This is a genomic window from Pigmentiphaga soli (assembly GCF_039541095.1).
Classification (GTDB): domain Bacteria; phylum Pseudomonadota; class Gammaproteobacteria; order Burkholderiales; family Burkholderiaceae_B; genus Pigmentiphaga; species Pigmentiphaga soli.
The window spans coordinates 45,767-61,998 of sequence record NZ_BAABFO010000028.1; the positions used below are offsets into that span (position 1 = coordinate 45,767).

The window sequence follows — 16,232 nt, forward strand, 5'->3', positions numbered from 1 at the left end:
TGGAAAAATAATGACTCATCGCCTGGCGATTATCATGGCTTGGAACGAAAAACGGCGGCCCGTGGATGACATAATGTTCAAGCTATGAAAAAACGAACCGAGCCCGCCACCGTTGCCCCGGCAGCGGAGCGCAACGGCGGCACCCAGGTGCTCGAGCGCGCGTTCGCGCTCCTCAGGACCTTGTCTTCGCGCCCGCGCAGCGGCTGGAAATTGACCGAGCTGTCCGAGAGCTGCGGCCTGCACCACGCCACCACCCACCGTCTGCTGGCCGCCTTGATGCGAGAGGGGATGGTGACGCGCGACGCGGTCACGCGCCGCTACGCGCTGGGCCGGCTGGCGTTCGAGTTCGGCATTGCGGCTTGCCCCCAGTACGACTGGCGCGCGGCCTGTGCGCCGGCGCTCGACGATCTCGCCCGCGTCACCGGCGATACCGTGTTCCTGAATGTGCGCAGCGGGCATGAATCGGTCTGCATCGACCGCCGGGAGGGCAGTTATCCGCTGAAGGCGCTGACCGTCGAAATCGGCGCGCGCCGGCCATTGTGCGTATCGGCCGGCGGCGCGGCCATCCTGGGCCGCTTGCCGCCGGAAGAGATGCAGGCCGCGCTGGCGGCCAGCGAAAAATACATGCAGCGTTTCGATGCCCCCCGCGCCGCGGCCGTGCAGCGGATGCTGACCGAATCGCGCCGCCTCGGGTACGGCTACAACCGCGAGATGATCATCCCGGGCGTACGGGCCGTCGGCGTAGCGATCGCCGGCGCCGACGGCTGGCCGCAGGCCGCGCTCAGCATCGCCGCCATCGCGTCCAGGCTGGACGGCAGCCGCCGTACCGAGATCGTCGAACTGCTGCGGCGGCACGCCGGGCAGCTCGGGCAGGCCATCGCCGCCGGCACGCTGCCCGAGGGAACGCCGGCGTTCGCCGGGCGCTGAGGCGCGCCACGGAACGACGCCGTACAATCGACGGTTCACCGTTTACGGCTCGGAGCCTTCCCATGACCGACGCTTTCCCATCCGTCTGGACGCGCCCGTCCGGACGCGCCGCCGACCAACTGCGCCCGGTCGAGATTCGCCGCGGCTATACGCGCTACGCCGAAGGTTCGGTGCTGATCTGCTTCGGCGATACCCAGGTCATCTGCACGGCCAGCGTCGAAGACAAGGTGCCGCCCTTCCTGAAAGGCAAGGGCGAGGGCTGGGTCACCGCCGAGTACGGCATGCTGCCGCGCGCCACCCACACGCGCGGCGTGCGAGAGGCGGCCAAGGGCAAGCAGAGCGGGCGCACGCAAGAGATCCAGCGCCTGATCGGCCGCAGCCTGCGCGCCGTGTTCGACCTGGCGCTGCTGGGCGAACGCACGCTGCACCTGGACTGCGACGTCATCCAGGCCGACGGCGGCACCCGCACCGCCAGCATCACCGGCGCCTTCGTCGCCGCGCAGGACGCGATCGACAAGCTGATGGCCCGCGGCGAACTGGCGCGGTCGCCGATCCGCGACCACGTGGCGGCGGTGTCGGTGGGCATCTATCGCGGCCAGCCGGTGCTCGACCTGGACTACGCCGAAGACTTCGCCTGCGATACCGACATGAACGTGGTGATGACGGGCGGCGGCGCCTACGTGGAAGTGCAGGGCACGGCCGAAGGGGCGCCGTTCGCGCGCCATGAAATGAACGAACTGCTCGGGCTGGCCGAATCCGGCATCGCCGAGCTGGTGCGGCTGCAGCGCCAGGCGCTGGCGGCCGGCTGAAGCAGGGCCATGAAGAAACTCGTCCTGGCCTCCAACAACGCCGGCAAGCTGCGCGAGTTCTCGCAGCTGCTGGCGCCGCGCGGCTTCGAGCTCGTCACCCAAGGCAGCCTGGGCGTGCCCGAGGCCGCGGAGCCGCATCCCACCTTCATCGAGAACGCGCTGGCCAAGGCGCGCCATGCCAGCCTGCTGACCGGGCTGCCGGCGCTGGCCGACGACTCCGGCGTGTGCGTGGTCGCGCTGGGCGGCGCGCCCGGCGTGTACTCGGCCCGCTTCGCCGCCATGCACGGCGGCGAGAAGTCCGACGCCGCCAACAACGCGCTGCTGATCGAGCGACTGCGCGGCGCCGCCGACCGCCGCGCCTACTACTACGCCGCCCTGGTGCTGGTGCGCGCGGCCGACGATCCGCAGCCGCTGATCGGCGAAGGCGCCTGGCACGGCGAGATCGTCGAGCAGCCGCGCGGCGCCGGCGGCTTCGGCTACGACCCGCATTTCCTGCTGCCGGCATTCGGCCGCACCGCCGCCGAACTGACGGCCGAGGAAAAGAACCGCCACAGCCACCGCGCCCGCGCGCTGGCCGTCCTGATGGAAAAGCTGGACACCTTCTGAATGGCCCGGTCCATCCCGATCCGCACCGAAGCCGCCCGCGGCCCGGCGACCCGCATGCCGTTCGCCGCGCCCGGCGCGACGCTGCTGACCGCGCTGCCGCCGCTGTCGGTGTACGTGCACGTGCCGTGGTGCGTGCGCAAATGCCCGTACTGCGACTTCAACTCCCACGCGGCGCCGGCCGAGGTGCCCGAGGAACGCTATCTGCAGGCGCTGGCGGCCGATCTCGACGCCAGCCTGCCGCAGGTGTGGGGCCGCAAGGTGGTGTCGGTGTTCATCGGCGGCGGCACGCCCAGCCTGCTGTCGGCCGGCGCGCTGGACGCACTGCTGGCGCTGCTGCGCTCGCGCCTGCCCATCCTGCCCGATGCCGAGATCACGCTGGAAGCCAACCCCGGCACGGTGGAAGCCGCCCGTTTCAAGGACTACGCCGCCAGCGGCGTGAACCGCATCTCGCTTGGCATCCAGAGCTTCGACGATGCCAGCCTGCGGGCGCTGGGCCGGATCCACGACGCCGCCGCCGCGCGCGCGGCGATCGAGATCGCGCAGCGCCACGTGGCGCGCGTCAACCTGGACCTGATGTTCGCGCTGCCCGGCCAGGACGTGGACGCCTGTATGGCCGACATCGACGCCGCGCTGGCCTTCGGCACCGGCCACCTGTCGGTCTACCATCTGACCCTGGAGCCCAACACCGTCTTCGCCAAGTATCCGCCGCAGCTGCCCGACGACGACACGGCCGCGCAGATGCAGGACGCCATCGAGGCGCGGCTGGCGGCCGCCGGCTTCGACCACTACGAGGTCTCGGCCTACGCCCGGCCCGGCCAGCGCAGCCGGCACAATCTCAACTACTGGGAATTCGGCGACTACCTCGGCATCGGCCCGGGCGCCCACGGCAAGCTGTCGTTCCACGACCGCATCGTGCGCGAGGCGCGGGTACGCAATCCGGAATCCTGGATGGCGGCGGCGCAGGCGGGGGCCGGCGCGCACGTGGCCGATTCGCATGTGGTGCAGCCGGCCGAGCTGCCGTTCGAGTTCATGCTCAATGCGCTGCGCCTGCGCGACGGCGTGCCGGCTGCCAGCTTTGCCGAACGCACCGGACTGAACCTGGCGGCGATCGCTAGGCCGCTGCGCGTAGCGGCCGAGCGCGGGCTGCTGGATCCCGGTCCGGCCCGGCTCAAGCCCACGCCCCTGGGGTGGCGCTTCCTGAACGACCTGGTCGGCTTGTTTTTGAACGACAATCCCTAGACGGGCGCATGGTTTCGCACGCCGACGGTGCATAATGGGGCGTGCACCGATAATGCACTCTATCGGTGCACGATTCCGTACCATGTTGAACCAATATGGTGCAGGCATTCACGCACCCGCAAGCCCGCAATATGCGAGAATTCGTCCCGCCCTTGTGCAGGCTCCATCGCGCCGGTTTCCATGCGCCTGGCATGCAAAGTGCTTAGCATTGCGGGCAACCACGGGGCGCCGGGCACGGCGCCTTGCAACATCCAACGCTGACCGCCGTGGAGACCCCGGCGGCAGCCTTTACCGAGACTACCAGGAGCCCTAATGGCAACGCCCAAAGACGTCCTCAAGCTGATCGCGGATAACGAGGTCAAGTTCGTCGATTACCGCTTCACCGATACGCGCGGCAAGGAACAACACGTTTCGGTGCCGGCGCACACCGTGGACGAAGACAAGTTCGACTCTGGGCACGCGTTCGATGGCTCCTCGATCGCCGGCTGGAAGGGCATCGAAGCCTCCGACATGCTGCTGATGCCGGATGCCGGCAGCGCCCGCATGGACCCGTTCCGCGAAGAAGCCACGCTGATCATGACCTGCGACGTGATCGAGCCGTCCGACATGAAGGGCTACGACCGCGACCCGCGCTCGCTGGCCAAGCGCGCCGAAGCCTACCTGAAGTCGTCGGGCCTGGGCGACACCGCCTACTTCGGTCCCGAACCCGAATTCTTCGTGTTCGACGGCGTGACCTGGAACGTCGACATGTCCGGCTGCTTCGTCAAGATCAAGTCGGAAGAAGCGTCCTGGTCGACCGGAATCGATTTCGAAGGCGGCAACCTGGCGCACCGCCCGGCCGTCAAGGGCGGCTACTTCCCCGTTCCGCCGGTCGATTCCTTCCAGGACCTGCGCTCCGAAATGTGCCTGCTGCTCGAACAGCAAGGCGTGCCGGTCGAGGTGCACCACCACGAAGTGGCGGGCGCCGGCCAGCTCGAGATCGGCACCAAGTTCGCCACCCTCGTGCAGCGCGCCGACTGGAACCAGATCCTGAAGTACACCATCTGGAACGTCGCCGCCGCCTATGGCAAGACCGCCACCTTCATGCCGAAGCCGGTCGTCGGCGACAACGGTTCGGGCATGCACGTGCACCAGTCGATCTGGAAGGACGGCCAGAACCTGTTCGCGGGCAACGGCTACGCCGGCCTGTCGGAATTCGCGCTGTACTACATCGGCGGCGTCATCAAGCATGCCCGCGCGCTGAACGCCATCACCAACCCCGGCACCAACTCGTACAAGCGCCTGGTTCCGCACTTCGAAGCCCCGGTCAAGCTGGCCTACTCGGCCCGCAACCGCTCGGCCTCGATCCGCATCCCGTACGTGGCCAACCCGAAGGGCCGCCGCATCGAGACCCGCTTCCCGGATCCGCTGGCCAATCCGTACCTGGCGTTCTCGGCCCTGATGATGGCCGGCCTGGACGGCGTGATGAACAAGATCCACCCCGGCGACCCGGCCGACAAGAACCTGTACGACCTGCCGCCGGAAGAAGACGCGAAGATCCCGACCGTCTGCTCGTCGCTCGACCAGGCGCTCGAAGCGCTCGACAAGGACCGCGAGTTCCTGACCCGCGGCGGCGTGTTCAGCAACGCCATGATCGACGCCTACATCGGCCTGAAGATGGACGAAGTGCAGCGTTTCCGCGTGACCACGCATCCGGTCGAATTCGACATGTACTACGCCAGCTGACCCTGGCCGGTCTGGTCGTCATCGAGGAGAACGGGGCGGCAATCGCCCCGTTTTTATTGGCATGAACGTTTCCGACATCGCATCCAGGCCCGATTCCCCGGGCAATGAATTCGCGGCTTTCGAGCTGCTGGCCAGCGCCATCCTGGTCGTCGACGAAGACGGCCTGATCCGCTACGCCAACGCGCCGGCCGAAGACCTGTTCGAGGTCTCGGTGCGCCAGCTCTACGCGGTGCAGGTTTGCGACCTGTTCCAGAACGGCGCCCAGTTGCAGATGTCGCTGAAGGAGGCGAACCAGCACGTGTTCGCCGACAAGCGGCAGATGCTGGTGATCGACCGGCTGGGCCGCGAGCCGGTGCAGGTGGCCGCCACCGTGGTGGCGCTGTACAACCAGGCCTGGCCGGCGCTGATCGAGCTGCGCGAGATCGAGCAGCAGCTCAAGATCGACCGCGAGGAGCGTCTGCTGGAGCAGGCCCAGTCCAACCGCGAACTGCTGCGCAACCTGGCGCACGAGATCAAGAACCCGCTGGGCGGCCTGCGCGGCGCGGCCCAGCTGCTGGAGTCCGAGCTGTCCGACCCGGCGCTGACCGAATACACCCAGGTCATCATCCAGGAGGCCGACCGCCTGCAGACCCTGGTCGACCGCCTGCTGGCGCCGCACCGCGCGCCGCGCATCGTGGGCGACGTCAACATCCACGAGGTATGCGAGCGCGTCCGCTCGCTGGTGCTGGCCGAATACCCGCGCGGCCTGAACATCGTGCGCGACTACGACGCCTCGGTGCCGGAGTTCCGCGGCGACAAGTCCCAATTGATCCAGGCGGTGCTCAACGTCGTGCGCAACGCCGCCGAGGCGCTGGCCGAACGCATCGCCGCGGGCGACGCCGAGATCATCCTGCGCACGCGGGTGGCCCGGCAGATCACGCTGGCCAAGCAGCGATTCAAGCTGGCATTGGAATTGCATGTGGTGGACAACGGCCCTGGCATTCCGCAGGAATTGCTGGACCGGATCTTTCATCCGCTGGTCTCCGGCCGAGAGGGGGGCAGCGGTCTTGGACTGACCTTGGCGCAGACCTTCGTGCAGCAGCATGAGGGCCTGATCGAATGCGACAGCCGCCCCGGCCTGACGGACTTCAAGCTATTGCTGCCGCTGCCGTAGAAGGCCCCCCGAATGCCGCCGCCCCATCCAGGATGCGGCGGATCCGGCTCCGCCGGTCCGCGCGCATCGCCCCCTGGGGGGCGCGCGAAGCGCGTACGGGGGGACCCAATTTTTAGATGGAGTAGTTGCTTGTGGCTTCTGGAAACGTGCGATGAAACCGATCTGGATCGTTGACGACGACCGCTCGATCCGCTGGGTGCTGGAGAAGGCCCTGGCGCGGGAGAACCTGCCCAGCCGCAGTTTCGGCAGCGCCCGCGAGGCCCTCGACGCGCTCAACGACGACGTGCCGCAGGTGCTGGTGACCGACATCCGGATGCCCGGCGCGGGCGGCATCGAGCTGCTGCAGGCCGTCAAGCGCCGGCTGCCGGCGCTGCCCGTGATCGTCATGACGGCCTATTCCGACCTGGAGAGCGCGGTGTCGGCCTTCCAGGGCGGGGCTTTCGAATACCTGCCCAAGCCGTTCGACGTCGACACCGCCACCGAGCTGATCCGCCGCGCGGTGGAGGAAAGCCTGCGCGAAGAGGCCTCGGCCGACGAGTCCCTGGTGGGCACGCCCGAGATCCTGGGCCAGGCGCCTGCGATGCAGGAAGTGTTCCGCGCCATCGGCCGGCTGTCGCAGTCGCAGGTCACGGTCATGATCACCGGTGAGTCGGGCAGCGGCAAGGAACTGGTGGCGCGCGCGCTGCACCGGCACAGCGCGCGCGCCTCGGGCCCGTTCGTGGCGATCAACACCGCGGCGATCCCGCGCGACCTGCTGGAATCGGAACTGTTCGGCCACGAGCGAGGCGCCTTCACCGGGGCGCAGAGCATGCGGCGCGGCCGCTTCGAACAGGCCGACGGCGGCACGCTGTTCCTGGACGAAATCGGCGACATGCCGGCCGAACTGCAAACGCGCCTGCTGCGCGTGCTGTCGGACGGCAGCTTCTACCGCGTGGGCGGCCACAGCCCGGTGCACGCCAACGTGCGCGTCATCGCCGCCACCCACCAGCCGCTGGAAGAGCGCGTCAAGCAGGGGCTGTTCCGCGAAGACCTGTTCCACCGCCTGAACGTCATCCGGCTGCGGCTGCCGCCGCTGCGCGAGCGCTCGGAAGACATCCCGCTGCTGGCGCGGCACTTCCTGGCCCGCAGCGCGCGCGACCTCGGCGTCGACACCAAGCGCCTGACCCCGGCGGCGCTGGCGGCGCTGTCCAAGTTTCCGTTTCCCGGCAACGTCCGGCAGCTGGAGAACGTCTGTCACTGGCTGACGGTCATGGCGCCGGCCCAGACCGTCGACGTGCAGGACCTGCCTGCCGAACTGCTGGAGAACGCCCAGCGGGCCGGCGACGGCGAAGGCGGCATGCGCGCCGAGCGCGACCCGCTCGAAACCAGCGCTTTCTCGGCCGGGCAAACGGCCGGCGCGCCGGCCCTGCGCGGACCGGCCGACGGCACCGAAGCGGCGCGCGCGGGCACCGCGGCGGACCGCGCGCAAGGCTGGCTGAGCGGGCTGCAGGCCGACGTCGAACAGCGCCTGTCGCGCGGCGATCCCGACATCATGCAGGCCCTGACCCGGCAGTTCGAAAGCCTGCTGATCACCACCGCGCTGCGGGCCACCCGCGGCCGTCGGATCGAGGCGGCGCTGAAACTGGGCATCGGGCGCAATACGATCACCCGCAAGATCCAGGACCTGGGGCTGGACGACGGCGATTGAGTGGGCCCACAGGTTGGGCCCACCCCTACGCGCTTCGCGCGCCCCTCGAGGGGCGGCGCTGGCGGACCGGCGGAGCCGGATCCGCGGCGCCCTGGATAGGCGGGAGCTTCAGGGCAAGCATAGCGTTGCCGTTGCCGGGCGGAGACCGAGGGGGCGGATCATCCCAGCGCGGTATCGAGCAGCATCATCAGCACGAAGCCGATCATCAGGCCGCCGGTGGCGTAGGCTTCGTGCCCCTTGCGGTGCGATTCCGGGATGATTTCGTTGCTGATCACGAACAGCATGGCGCCGGCCGCGAAGCCCAGCCCCCACGGCAGCAGCGAGGCCGAATAGCTCAGCACGGCGGCGCCGGCCACCGCGCCCAGCGGTTCCACCAGTCCGGTGGCCGCGGCCAGCAGCACGGCGCGGACCCGGCCGTAGCCGATCGCGATCAGCGCCACCGCCACCACCAGCCCTTCGGGAATGTCCTGGATCGAGATGCCCGTCATCAGCGCCGAGGCGCGCAGCGGATCGTTGCCGGCATAGCCTACGCCGATCGCCAGTCCCTCGGGCAGGTTGTGCAGCGCGATGGCGAACACGAACAGCCAGGTGCGGCGGATCGCGCGCAGCGCGGCCGGCGTGCGGCCTTCGGCGCCCTTGATGAAATGCTCGTGCGGCAGGTAGCGCTCCATCAGCAGCAGCATCAGCGCGCCCAGCAGGATGGCGGCGCCGAGCGTCAGGCCGGCGCGCCAAGGCCCCGCGCCCAGCCCGCGCGCGGCCTCCAGCCCGGGGATCACCAGCGAAAAGGAACTGGCGGCCAGCATGACGCCGGCGCCGAAGCCGAACAGGCCGTCCTGCGCGCGATCGGACAGGCGCTGCGACAACAGCACCGGGACCGCGCCCAGCGCGGTGGCGCCCGCCGCCACGCAGCCGCCGGCCAGCGCATGGGCGACGCGTTCATCGCCGAACCAGGCCGCGTTCCATATCCACCAGGCGAGTCCCCCGGCGAGCAGGGCCAGCGCGCTCGCCACGGCCAGGCGGCGAGGCGCTACGGCAGACGGCGAGACGGGTTCAGGATGGTCCATGCGCCTCCGTGGCAAGGGAACGGCGGGATTGGCAGGCGGAGCCCGGCGCAGCGGCCGGCGTCGATTCGTTGACGATCATAAGCGAATCCCGCCGGCCGGCAGGCAACGGCTCGTATCGAGGCGATACCGGCGGCGATACGGCTTATGCCGCCAGCCCGAGCATGGCCACCACCGGCGCATGGTCCGATGGCTGCTCGTTGCCGCGCGGCGTCTTGTCGATGGTGCATTCGGCGCACAGCCGGGCCAGCGGCGCCGAGAGCAATACGTGATCGATGCGCAGCCCGGCGTTGCGCCGGAAACCGAGCTGGCGGTAATCCCACCAGCTGAAGGATCGGGGCGGCTGTTCGAACAAACGGAAGGCATCGGCCAGCCCCAGGTTCAGCAGGCCGCGGAAGGCCTCGCGTTCGGGCTCGGACACCAGCACGCTGCCTTCCCATTTGGCCGGATCGTGCACGTCGCGGTCTTCCGGCGCGATGTTGTAGTCGCCCAGCACGGCCAGGCGGGGATATTGCAGCAGCTGGTCGGCCAGCCAGGCGTGGAAGGCGCGGTACCAGGCAAGCTTGTACTCGTACTTCTGGCTGCCCACGGCCTGGCCATTGGGGCAATACGCGCTGACCACGCGGATCTCGCCGCCGGGCGCGTCGTAGGTGGCGGCGATGACGCGCTGCTGCAGGTCTTCGTAGCCGGGGATGTTGCGGGTGACGTCGCGGCCGGGCGTGCGCGACAGGATCGCCACGCCGTTGTAGGTCTTCTGGCCGGCGCAGACGGCGTGATAGCCCGCCGCTTCGATCGCGGCGGCGGGGAACTTGTCGTCCGCCAGCTTCAGTTCCTGCAGGCACAGCAGGTCGACCGGGTTGGCTTGCAGCCAGGCGGTGACCTGGGGCAGGCGGATGTTCAGGGAGTTGACGTTCCAGGTGGCTAGATGCATGGGCACGGAGAAATTGAGCAACTACGCGGGTCTCGGAGCGGTGCCGGCCGCCCACTTGTGGTCCAGCTACAAAGCTGGCTACAAAATTGAACCGTGCTTGCCGGCTCGAGTGCCGCGGGGCCGGCGGAAGGATCATACCAGCGCTCAAGCAGCGCGTGCAGAAGCCTTGGTCTGGTTGATAAAGGCATCGATACTGGCCGCCGTCACCCGCTGCTGGGCGCCTACCGGGACTGTTTCCAGCGCGCCGGATTTGATGAGCTGATACACCGTGCTGCGGGAATAGGCGTGTTCTCATACGCCCAGCGCAAAAATGGGCACGTTGCCGGCCATCGGCGGGCTGTCCTGGTTGGCGCTACTTTCCACCACCAGTTTCCTTTGCGGCGTCACGCTCAGCCACGCCCGGCCGCTGCCGAAGCGTCAGCGCCGCCTTGGTGAAGGCGTCCTTGAACTGGTCGAAGCCGCCGAGCTCGCCATCGATGGCGGCGGCGAGCCGGCCCTGCCACCGGCCGATATTAAGAAAAGTTATGCCTCGTATAAAACATATGTAGTTCTTTTTTCCCTCCCGCCTGCCTACCATTCCCGCCATCGCATCGCATATCGAGGGGAGACATGGAAAGGGAACCGGTCGTCGACCTGTACTGGTCGTTCCGCAGCCCGTACAGCTACCTGGCGCTGCATCACGTGCGGGCGCTGTCGCAGGCGTACCGGCTGCGCTGGAACGTCAAGGTGGTATATCCGCTGGCGATCCGCACGCCGGACTTCTTCCGCCGCATGGACAAGGGCTGGCGGCCCTATCTACTGATCGACACGCAGCGCCTGGCGCAATACCTCGACATGCCATTCAGGCGGCCGACGCCCGACCCTATCGTGCAGGATCCGGCCACGCTGGCGATTTCCGACCGGCAGCCGCACATCCACCGGCTGACCCGCCTGGGCGCCGAGGCGACCCTGCGCGGCAAGGCGCTGGCGCTGATCGACCAGGTCGGCACCATGCTGTGGGACGGCACGGTGACGGGCTGGAACGAGGGCGACCATCTGCGGCAGGCCGTGGCGCGGGCCGGGCTCGACCTGGACGACATGGAGCGGGCCATCGCCCTCGACCCCGCCTCGCGCGATCGCCTGATCGAACAGAACGAAGCCGACCTGAAGGCGGCGGGGCACTGGGGCGTGCCGACCTTCGTGTTCCAGGGCGAACCCTTCTTCGGCCAGGACCGCGTCGACCTTCTGCTGTGGCGCCTGAAGCAGCACGGCCTGCAGCGCCGCACGGGCTGACGGCCGGCATCGCGTTTGCGCATCCGCGTTTTCATCCGCCCGGCACGCCCGGGCCATCCGAGGAGACAAGCACATGTACGTCACCATCACCCGCTTCAAGGTCTCGCCCGATATCGGCGAGGCCGGACTGACCGCGCTGTTCGAGCAGAGCGCCGAGCGCTATGCGAAGGTGGCCGGCCTGCTGGCCAAGCACTACTACATCGACGAGGGCAACGAAGCCGGCGGCGTCTATCTGTGGGAGAGCCGCGCCGATGCCGACGCGTTGTTCGACGAGGCGTTCGCGCAGGGCATCCTGCAGCGTTTCGGCTCGCGTCCCAGCGTGCACACCATGTGGTGCCCGGTTTCGCTCGACAACGTCCACCACTCCGTGAGGCTGGCGCCGCAGCGCTAGGCTGCGCATGCCCACATCGAACCGACGGCGCCGTAAGACATGACAGACAAGGCATTGGGACACGTGCGCGTGCTCGACCTGACGCGGGTGCTGGCCGGCCCATGGTGCGCGCAGAACCTGGCCGACATGGGCGCGGAGGTGATCAAGATCGAGCGCCCGGGGCGCGGCGACGACACCCGTTCCTGGGGGCCGCCCTACCTGCGCGACCAAGCCGGCGCCGACACCGGCGAGGCCGCCTATTACCTGGCCGCCAATCGCGGCAAGCAGTCGATGACGCTGGACATCGCCACGCCGGAAGGGCAGGCCGTGCTGCGCGACCTGGTCCGCCATTGCGACGTCGTGCTGGAGAACTACAAGGTCGGCCAGCTGAAGAAATACGGCCTGGACTACGACAGCCTGCGCGCGGTCCGGCCCGACCTGATCTACTGCTCGGTGACCGGCTTCGGCCAGTACGGGCCCTACGCTGCCCGCGCCGGCTACGACTTCATCGTGCAGGGCATGGGCGGCTTCATGTCGATCACCGGCGAGGCCGATGCGCTGCCCGGCGGCGGGCCGCAAAAGGCGGGGATCGCCATCTCCGACCTGATGACCGGCATGTACGCCGCCAACGCGGTGCTGTGCGCGCTGCTGCACCGCGACCGCACCGGGCAGGGCCAGGCCATCGACCTCGCGCTGCTGGATGTGCAGGTGGCGATGCTGGCCAATATGAACACCTGCTACCTGGCCAGTGGCGAGGCGCCGGTGCGATGGGGCAACGCGCATCCCAACATCGTCCCGTACCAGACCTTCGCGGCGGCCGACGGCCACATCATCGTCGCCGTGGGCAACGACGGCCAGTACCGCAGGCTGGTCGAACTGGGCGGCCGGCCGGAGCTGGCCGACGATCCGCGCTTCGCCACCAATCCGGCCCGGGTGCGCCACCGCGCGCAGCTGGTGCCGCTGCTGGCCGAGATGATCCGCCGCCGCAGCAAGCGGGAATGGATCGAACTGCTGGAGGCCGGCGGGGTGCCCTGCGGTCCGATCAACGGGCTGGACGAGGTGTTCGCCGATCCGCAGGTGCAGGCGCGCGGCATGCTGTTCGAGATGCCGCATCCGAGCGCGGGCCGGGTCAGGCTGGTGGGTAGTCCGCTGAAGATGTCGGCCACGCCGCCGCGCTATGAACGGCCGCCGCCCTTGCTGGGCGAGCATACCGAAGGCATATTGTCGGGATTGCTCGGCTACCGGCAGGACGCCATCGATGCTTTGCGCGACAAGGGAATCATCTGACAGGCCTCGCATCTTGAGCCGCATCCGCCATGGATAGCCGGCAGCTGCGGTATTTCGTGGCGGTGGTCGAGTCTTCCAGCATGTCGCGGGCGGCCGAAACGCTGCACGTCTCGCAGCCGGCGCTCAGCATCCACATGCACCACCTGGAAGAGGAACTGGGCGTGCCGCTGCTGATCCGCGGCCCGCGCGGCGTGCTGCCCACGGTGCACGGCAAGCTGCTGCTCGAACACGCGCGCAGCATCCTGCACCAGTTCCGCCTGGCCAAGCAGGAAGTGGTGGCATTGGGCAAGGAGCCCGCCGGCGAGGTGGTGATCGGCATTCCCGCCACGGTCAGCAGCGTGCTGATCCCGCCGCTGCTGCGCACGGTCAAGGCCAGATACCCGCTAGTGATGCCGCGCGTGATCGAGGCGATGACGGGCTTCCTGCTCGAATGGCTGCATACCGGCCGGCTCGACGCCGCCATCATTTTCGACGTGCAGTCGTTTGCCGGCCTGAACTGGCGCGAGATCGGCACCGAGGAATTGTGCCTGGTGGGGCCGAGCGGCGCCTTCAAGCGCGGCGCCCGGGTCCAGTTCGGCGCGCTGCCGCAGTATCCGCTGATCCTGCCCGGCCCGATGCACGGCCTGAACATGTTGATCTGCCAGACCGCCGCCCGCGCCGGCATTCCGCTGAACGTGCAGATCGAAGTCGATTCGCCGCAGGAGATGCTCGGCCTGGTCAAGCAGGGCATGGGCTACACCTTGATGGCCGGCATCGGTTTCCACCGCGACCTGGAGGCCAAATCGGTATCGGTGGCGCGGATCGCCGGCAGTCCGCTGCGCCGCACCCTGGTCTGCGCCACGCGCGACTACCGCCCGGTGTCGGCGGCGGCGCAGGTGGTGCTCGACCTGTCGCACGCCATCCTGGCGGACTTCATCCAGTCCGGCACGGCGCCGGCCGGCGCGCGCAGGCGTCAAGCCGCGCGGCAATCTTCGCAGCCCAGGTCGCCGACCGCGCCGGCCAGGTAGTCCACGAACGACGCGATCCGCGCCGAGATCGCGGTGTTGCGGTAGTAGACCGCGTTGATCGGCTGGCGCACGTCCAGCGTCTGGCGCCGGAACAGCTCGCGCAGCCGGCCGCTCCGGCGATCATCCAGGGTCATGAAATCGGACAGGCAGACGATGCCGTTGCCGTTCAGCGCGAGCTGGCGCAGCGTTTCACCGCTCGACGAACTGACGGTGGGGCGGATGCGCAGCGGCCGGCCATCGGCGTCGGGCAGCGGCCATTCGTTCAGCGTGTCGGGCTGGGTGAAGCCGAGCAGGGCATGGCCGGCCAGGTCGGCCACGCGGCGCGGCGTGCCGCGCGCCTCCAGGTAGGCGGGGCTGGCCAGCACGCGGATCCGGCTGTTGCCGATCGGCCGCGCGTGCAGGGTGGAGTCCTTGAGCCGGCCGATGCGCAGCGCGACGTCGGTGCGGCGCTCCAGCAGGTCGACGAAGCCTTCGTTGCTGTGCAGCTCCAGCTCGACGTCGGGATAGCGCTCGCGGTAGCCGGCCACCAGCGGCACCACGACGTGCAGCATGAACGGCGAGGAGGCGTCCACCCGCAGGCGGCCGGCCGGCTTGTTGCGGCGCGTGACCATCTGTTCCTCGGCCCCCTCGACCGCCGCCACGATCTCGCGCGCCCGCTGCAGGAAGGCCTCGCCTTCCTCGGTCAGTTCCAGGCGGCGCGTGGTGCGGGTGAGCAGGGTGGTCTTCAGCTTTTCTTCCAGCCGCCCGAGGCTGCGGCTGGTGCCCGAGACGGTCTGGCCGAGCTGGATGGCGGCGGCCGAGATGGAGCCGCTGTCGACCACCGCGATGAAGGCCTGGATCTCGTCCAGCGTGATCTTCATTCTTGACTCCAGATCAAATGTATTTCCGAGATCCATGTATTTTTCGGCAAATGTTTGCAGCGCACAATAGCGCCACTTTCCTTTCCACGACTCACCTCGAAGCGATCCCATCATGGAAGCATCCCCTGTACGCCCCGCCGGCGGCGCCGCGCTGCCCCTGTTCGCGCTGGCCGTCGGCGCCTTCGGCATCGGCACCACGGAGTTCTCGCCGATGGGCTTGTTGCCGGTCATCGCCGACGGCCTGCGCGTGTCGATCCCGACCGCCGGCATGCTGATCAGCGCCTATGCGATCGGCGTGATGCTCGGCGCGCCGCTGATGACGCTGGCGCTGTCGCGCTGGTCGCGGCGCACCGCGCTGATCGGCCTGATGGGCATCTTCACCATCGGCAACCTGCTGGCCGCGGTGGCGCCGAATTATCTGACGCTGCTGCTGGCCCGGCTGGTCACCAGCCTGAACCACGGCGCCTTCTTCGGCCTGGGTTCGCTGGTGGCCGCCAGCGTGGTGCCGCGGCACAAGCAGGCCAGCGCGGTGGCGACGATGTTCATGGGCCTGACCATCGCCAACGTGGGCGGCGTGCCGGCGGCCACCTGGCTGGGCCAGGCGATAGGGTGGCGGATGTCGTTCGCCGCCACCGCCGGCCTGGGCGTGCTGGCGATGGCCTCGCTGTGGCTGGCGCTTCCGCGCGGCGAGGCCGGGCGCCTGCCCGACGTGCGCGCCGAACTGGCGGTGCTGCGGCGGCCGGCGGTACTGGGCGCGCTGGCCACCACCGTGCTGGGCGCGGGCGCGATGTTCACGCTCTACACCTATATCGCGCCCACGCTGGCCGATATCACCGGTGCTTCGCCGGGCTTCGTCACGGCCATGCTGGTGCTGATCGGGGTCGGCTTTTCGATCGGCAACGCAGCCGGCGGCCGGCTGGCCGACATCTCGCTGGACGGCAGCCTGATCGGCTTCCTGGCGCTGCTGATCGCCGTCATGTTGGGCTTTCCGCTGCTGGCGCAGACGCATCTGGGCGCGGCCGCCGCGCTGCTGGTGTGGGGCGCGGCCACCTTCGCCGTGGTGCCGCCGCTGCAGATGCGCGTGATGCGGGCGGCGGCGCAGGCGCCCGGGCTGGCGTCGTCGGTCAACGTGGGCGCCTTCAATCTCGGCAACGCGCTCGGCGCGGCGGCGGGCGGCGCAGTGATCTCGGCCGGCCTGGGCTACGCGGCCGTGCCGATCGCGGGCGCGGTCATTGCGGCGGCCGGGCTGGCACTGGTGCTGGCGGCCCGCGCGCGCCGCCGCCCGGCCGGCGTGCCGG

15 protein-coding genes and 1 pseudogene are annotated in these 16,232 nt (G+C 69.1%); 12 read left to right on the top strand and 4 right to left on the bottom strand.

The genetic code is table 11. The features are described 5' to 3' along the window. The first annotated feature begins 84 nt into the window (after positions 1–84). The 7 genes from ABD927_RS21165 to ntrC all read left to right on the top strand — a co-directional run bounded on the left by ABD927_RS21165 (position 85) and on the right by ntrC (position 8,146). Complete coding sequence (locus ABD927_RS21165; RefSeq protein WP_345251852.1) at positions 85–927, top strand: IclR family transcriptional regulator; 843 nt, start codon at positions 85–87, stop codon at positions 925–927. 62 nt (positions 928–989) lie between these two features. Further along, the gene (gene rph, locus ABD927_RS21170; protein WP_345251853.1) at positions 990–1,736 is read left to right on the top strand and encodes a ribonuclease PH; all 747 of its coding nucleotides are present in this window, start codon (positions 990–992) and stop codon (positions 1,734–1,736) included. Positions 1,737–1,745: 9 nt separating this feature from the next. Further along, positions 1,746–2,342 carry an RdgB/HAM1 family non-canonical purine NTP pyrophosphatase gene (gene rdgB, locus ABD927_RS21175; RefSeq protein WP_345251854.1) on the top strand — a complete coding sequence of 199 codons (597 nt, stop codon included), beginning with the start codon at positions 1,746–1,748 and terminating at the stop codon, positions 2,340–2,342. Further along, positions 2,343–3,581: a radical SAM family heme chaperone HemW gene (gene hemW, locus ABD927_RS21180; protein ID WP_425570328.1), complete on the top strand. Its 1,239-nt coding sequence runs from the start codon at positions 2,343–2,345 to the stop codon at positions 3,579–3,581. A gap of 312 nt (positions 3,582–3,893) precedes the next feature. Further along, positions 3,894–5,306: a type I glutamate--ammonia ligase gene (gene glnA, locus ABD927_RS21185; RefSeq protein ID WP_345251855.1), complete on the top strand. Its 1,413-nt coding sequence runs from the start codon at positions 3,894–3,896 to the stop codon at positions 5,304–5,306. A 61-nt stretch (positions 5,307–5,367) separates the two neighbouring features. Beyond that, a complete protein-coding gene (gene glnL, locus ABD927_RS21190; RefSeq protein WP_345251856.1) occupies positions 5,368–6,459 on the top strand; it encodes a nitrogen regulation protein NR(II) in 1,092 nt (363 codons plus the stop codon). A gap of 151 nt (positions 6,460–6,610) precedes the next feature. Beyond that, positions 6,611–8,146 (top strand): nitrogen regulation protein NR(I), encoded by a 1,536-nt coding sequence (ntrC, locus tag ABD927_RS21195; RefSeq protein ID WP_345251857.1) that lies wholly within the window; start codon positions 6,611–6,613, stop codon positions 8,144–8,146. Positions 8,147–8,304: 158 nt separating this feature from the next. Here the strand turns inward: ntrC and ABD927_RS21200 are convergent, their stop codons facing one another. The 3 genes and pseudogenes from ABD927_RS21200 to ABD927_RS24590 all read right to left on the bottom strand — a co-directional run. Further along, positions 8,305–9,210 carry a ZIP family metal transporter gene (locus tag ABD927_RS21200; RefSeq protein ID WP_345251858.1) on the bottom strand — a complete coding sequence of 302 codons (906 nt, stop codon included), beginning with the start codon at positions 9,208–9,210 and terminating at the stop codon, positions 8,305–8,307. A gap of 142 nt (positions 9,211–9,352) precedes the next feature. Then, a complete protein-coding gene (gene xth, locus ABD927_RS21205; protein WP_345251869.1) occupies positions 9,353–10,138 on the bottom strand; it encodes an exodeoxyribonuclease III in 786 nt (261 codons plus the stop codon). A gap of 294 nt (positions 10,139–10,432) precedes the next feature. Continuing rightward, a pseudogene (locus ABD927_RS24590) lies at positions 10,433–10,637 on the bottom strand (Fe-Mn family superoxide dismutase); the annotation flags it as partial. A gap of 110 nt (positions 10,638–10,747) precedes the next feature. On the opposite strand from ABD927_RS24590, the gene ABD927_RS21215 reads away from it, so the two are divergent. From ABD927_RS21215 to ABD927_RS21230, 4 genes are all read left to right on the top strand, one after another. Continuing rightward, positions 10,748–11,410, top strand: a complete 663-nt coding sequence (locus ABD927_RS21215; RefSeq protein ID WP_345251859.1) for a 2-hydroxychromene-2-carboxylate isomerase — start codon at positions 10,748–10,750, stop codon at positions 11,408–11,410. Positions 11,411–11,483: 73 nt separating this feature from the next. Continuing rightward, positions 11,484–11,801 carry a YdhR family protein gene (locus tag ABD927_RS21220; RefSeq protein ID WP_345251860.1) on the top strand — a complete coding sequence of 106 codons (318 nt, stop codon included), beginning with the start codon at positions 11,484–11,486 and terminating at the stop codon, positions 11,799–11,801. Positions 11,802–11,840: 39 nt separating this feature from the next. After that, positions 11,841–13,067, top strand: a complete 1,227-nt coding sequence (locus ABD927_RS21225; RefSeq protein ID WP_345251861.1) for a CaiB/BaiF CoA transferase family protein — start codon at positions 11,841–11,843, stop codon at positions 13,065–13,067. A gap of 29 nt (positions 13,068–13,096) precedes the next feature. Then, on the top strand, positions 13,097–14,074 hold the full coding sequence (locus ABD927_RS21230; RefSeq protein WP_345251862.1) for a LysR family transcriptional regulator: 978 nt from the start codon (positions 13,097–13,099) through the stop codon (positions 14,072–14,074). Here the strand turns inward: ABD927_RS21230 and ABD927_RS21235 are convergent. Beyond that, positions 14,020–14,934, bottom strand: coding sequence for a LysR substrate-binding domain-containing protein (locus ABD927_RS21235; protein WP_345251863.1), 915 nt, complete (start codon positions 14,932–14,934; stop codon positions 14,020–14,022). The genes ABD927_RS21230 and ABD927_RS21235 overlap by 55 nt on opposite strands. A gap of 112 nt (positions 14,935–15,046) precedes the next feature. Here ABD927_RS21235 and ABD927_RS21240 point away from each other — a divergent pair. Continuing rightward, on the top strand, positions 15,047–16,232 hold a 1,186-nt coding region (locus ABD927_RS21240), incomplete at its 3' end, for an MFS transporter (RefSeq protein WP_345251864.1).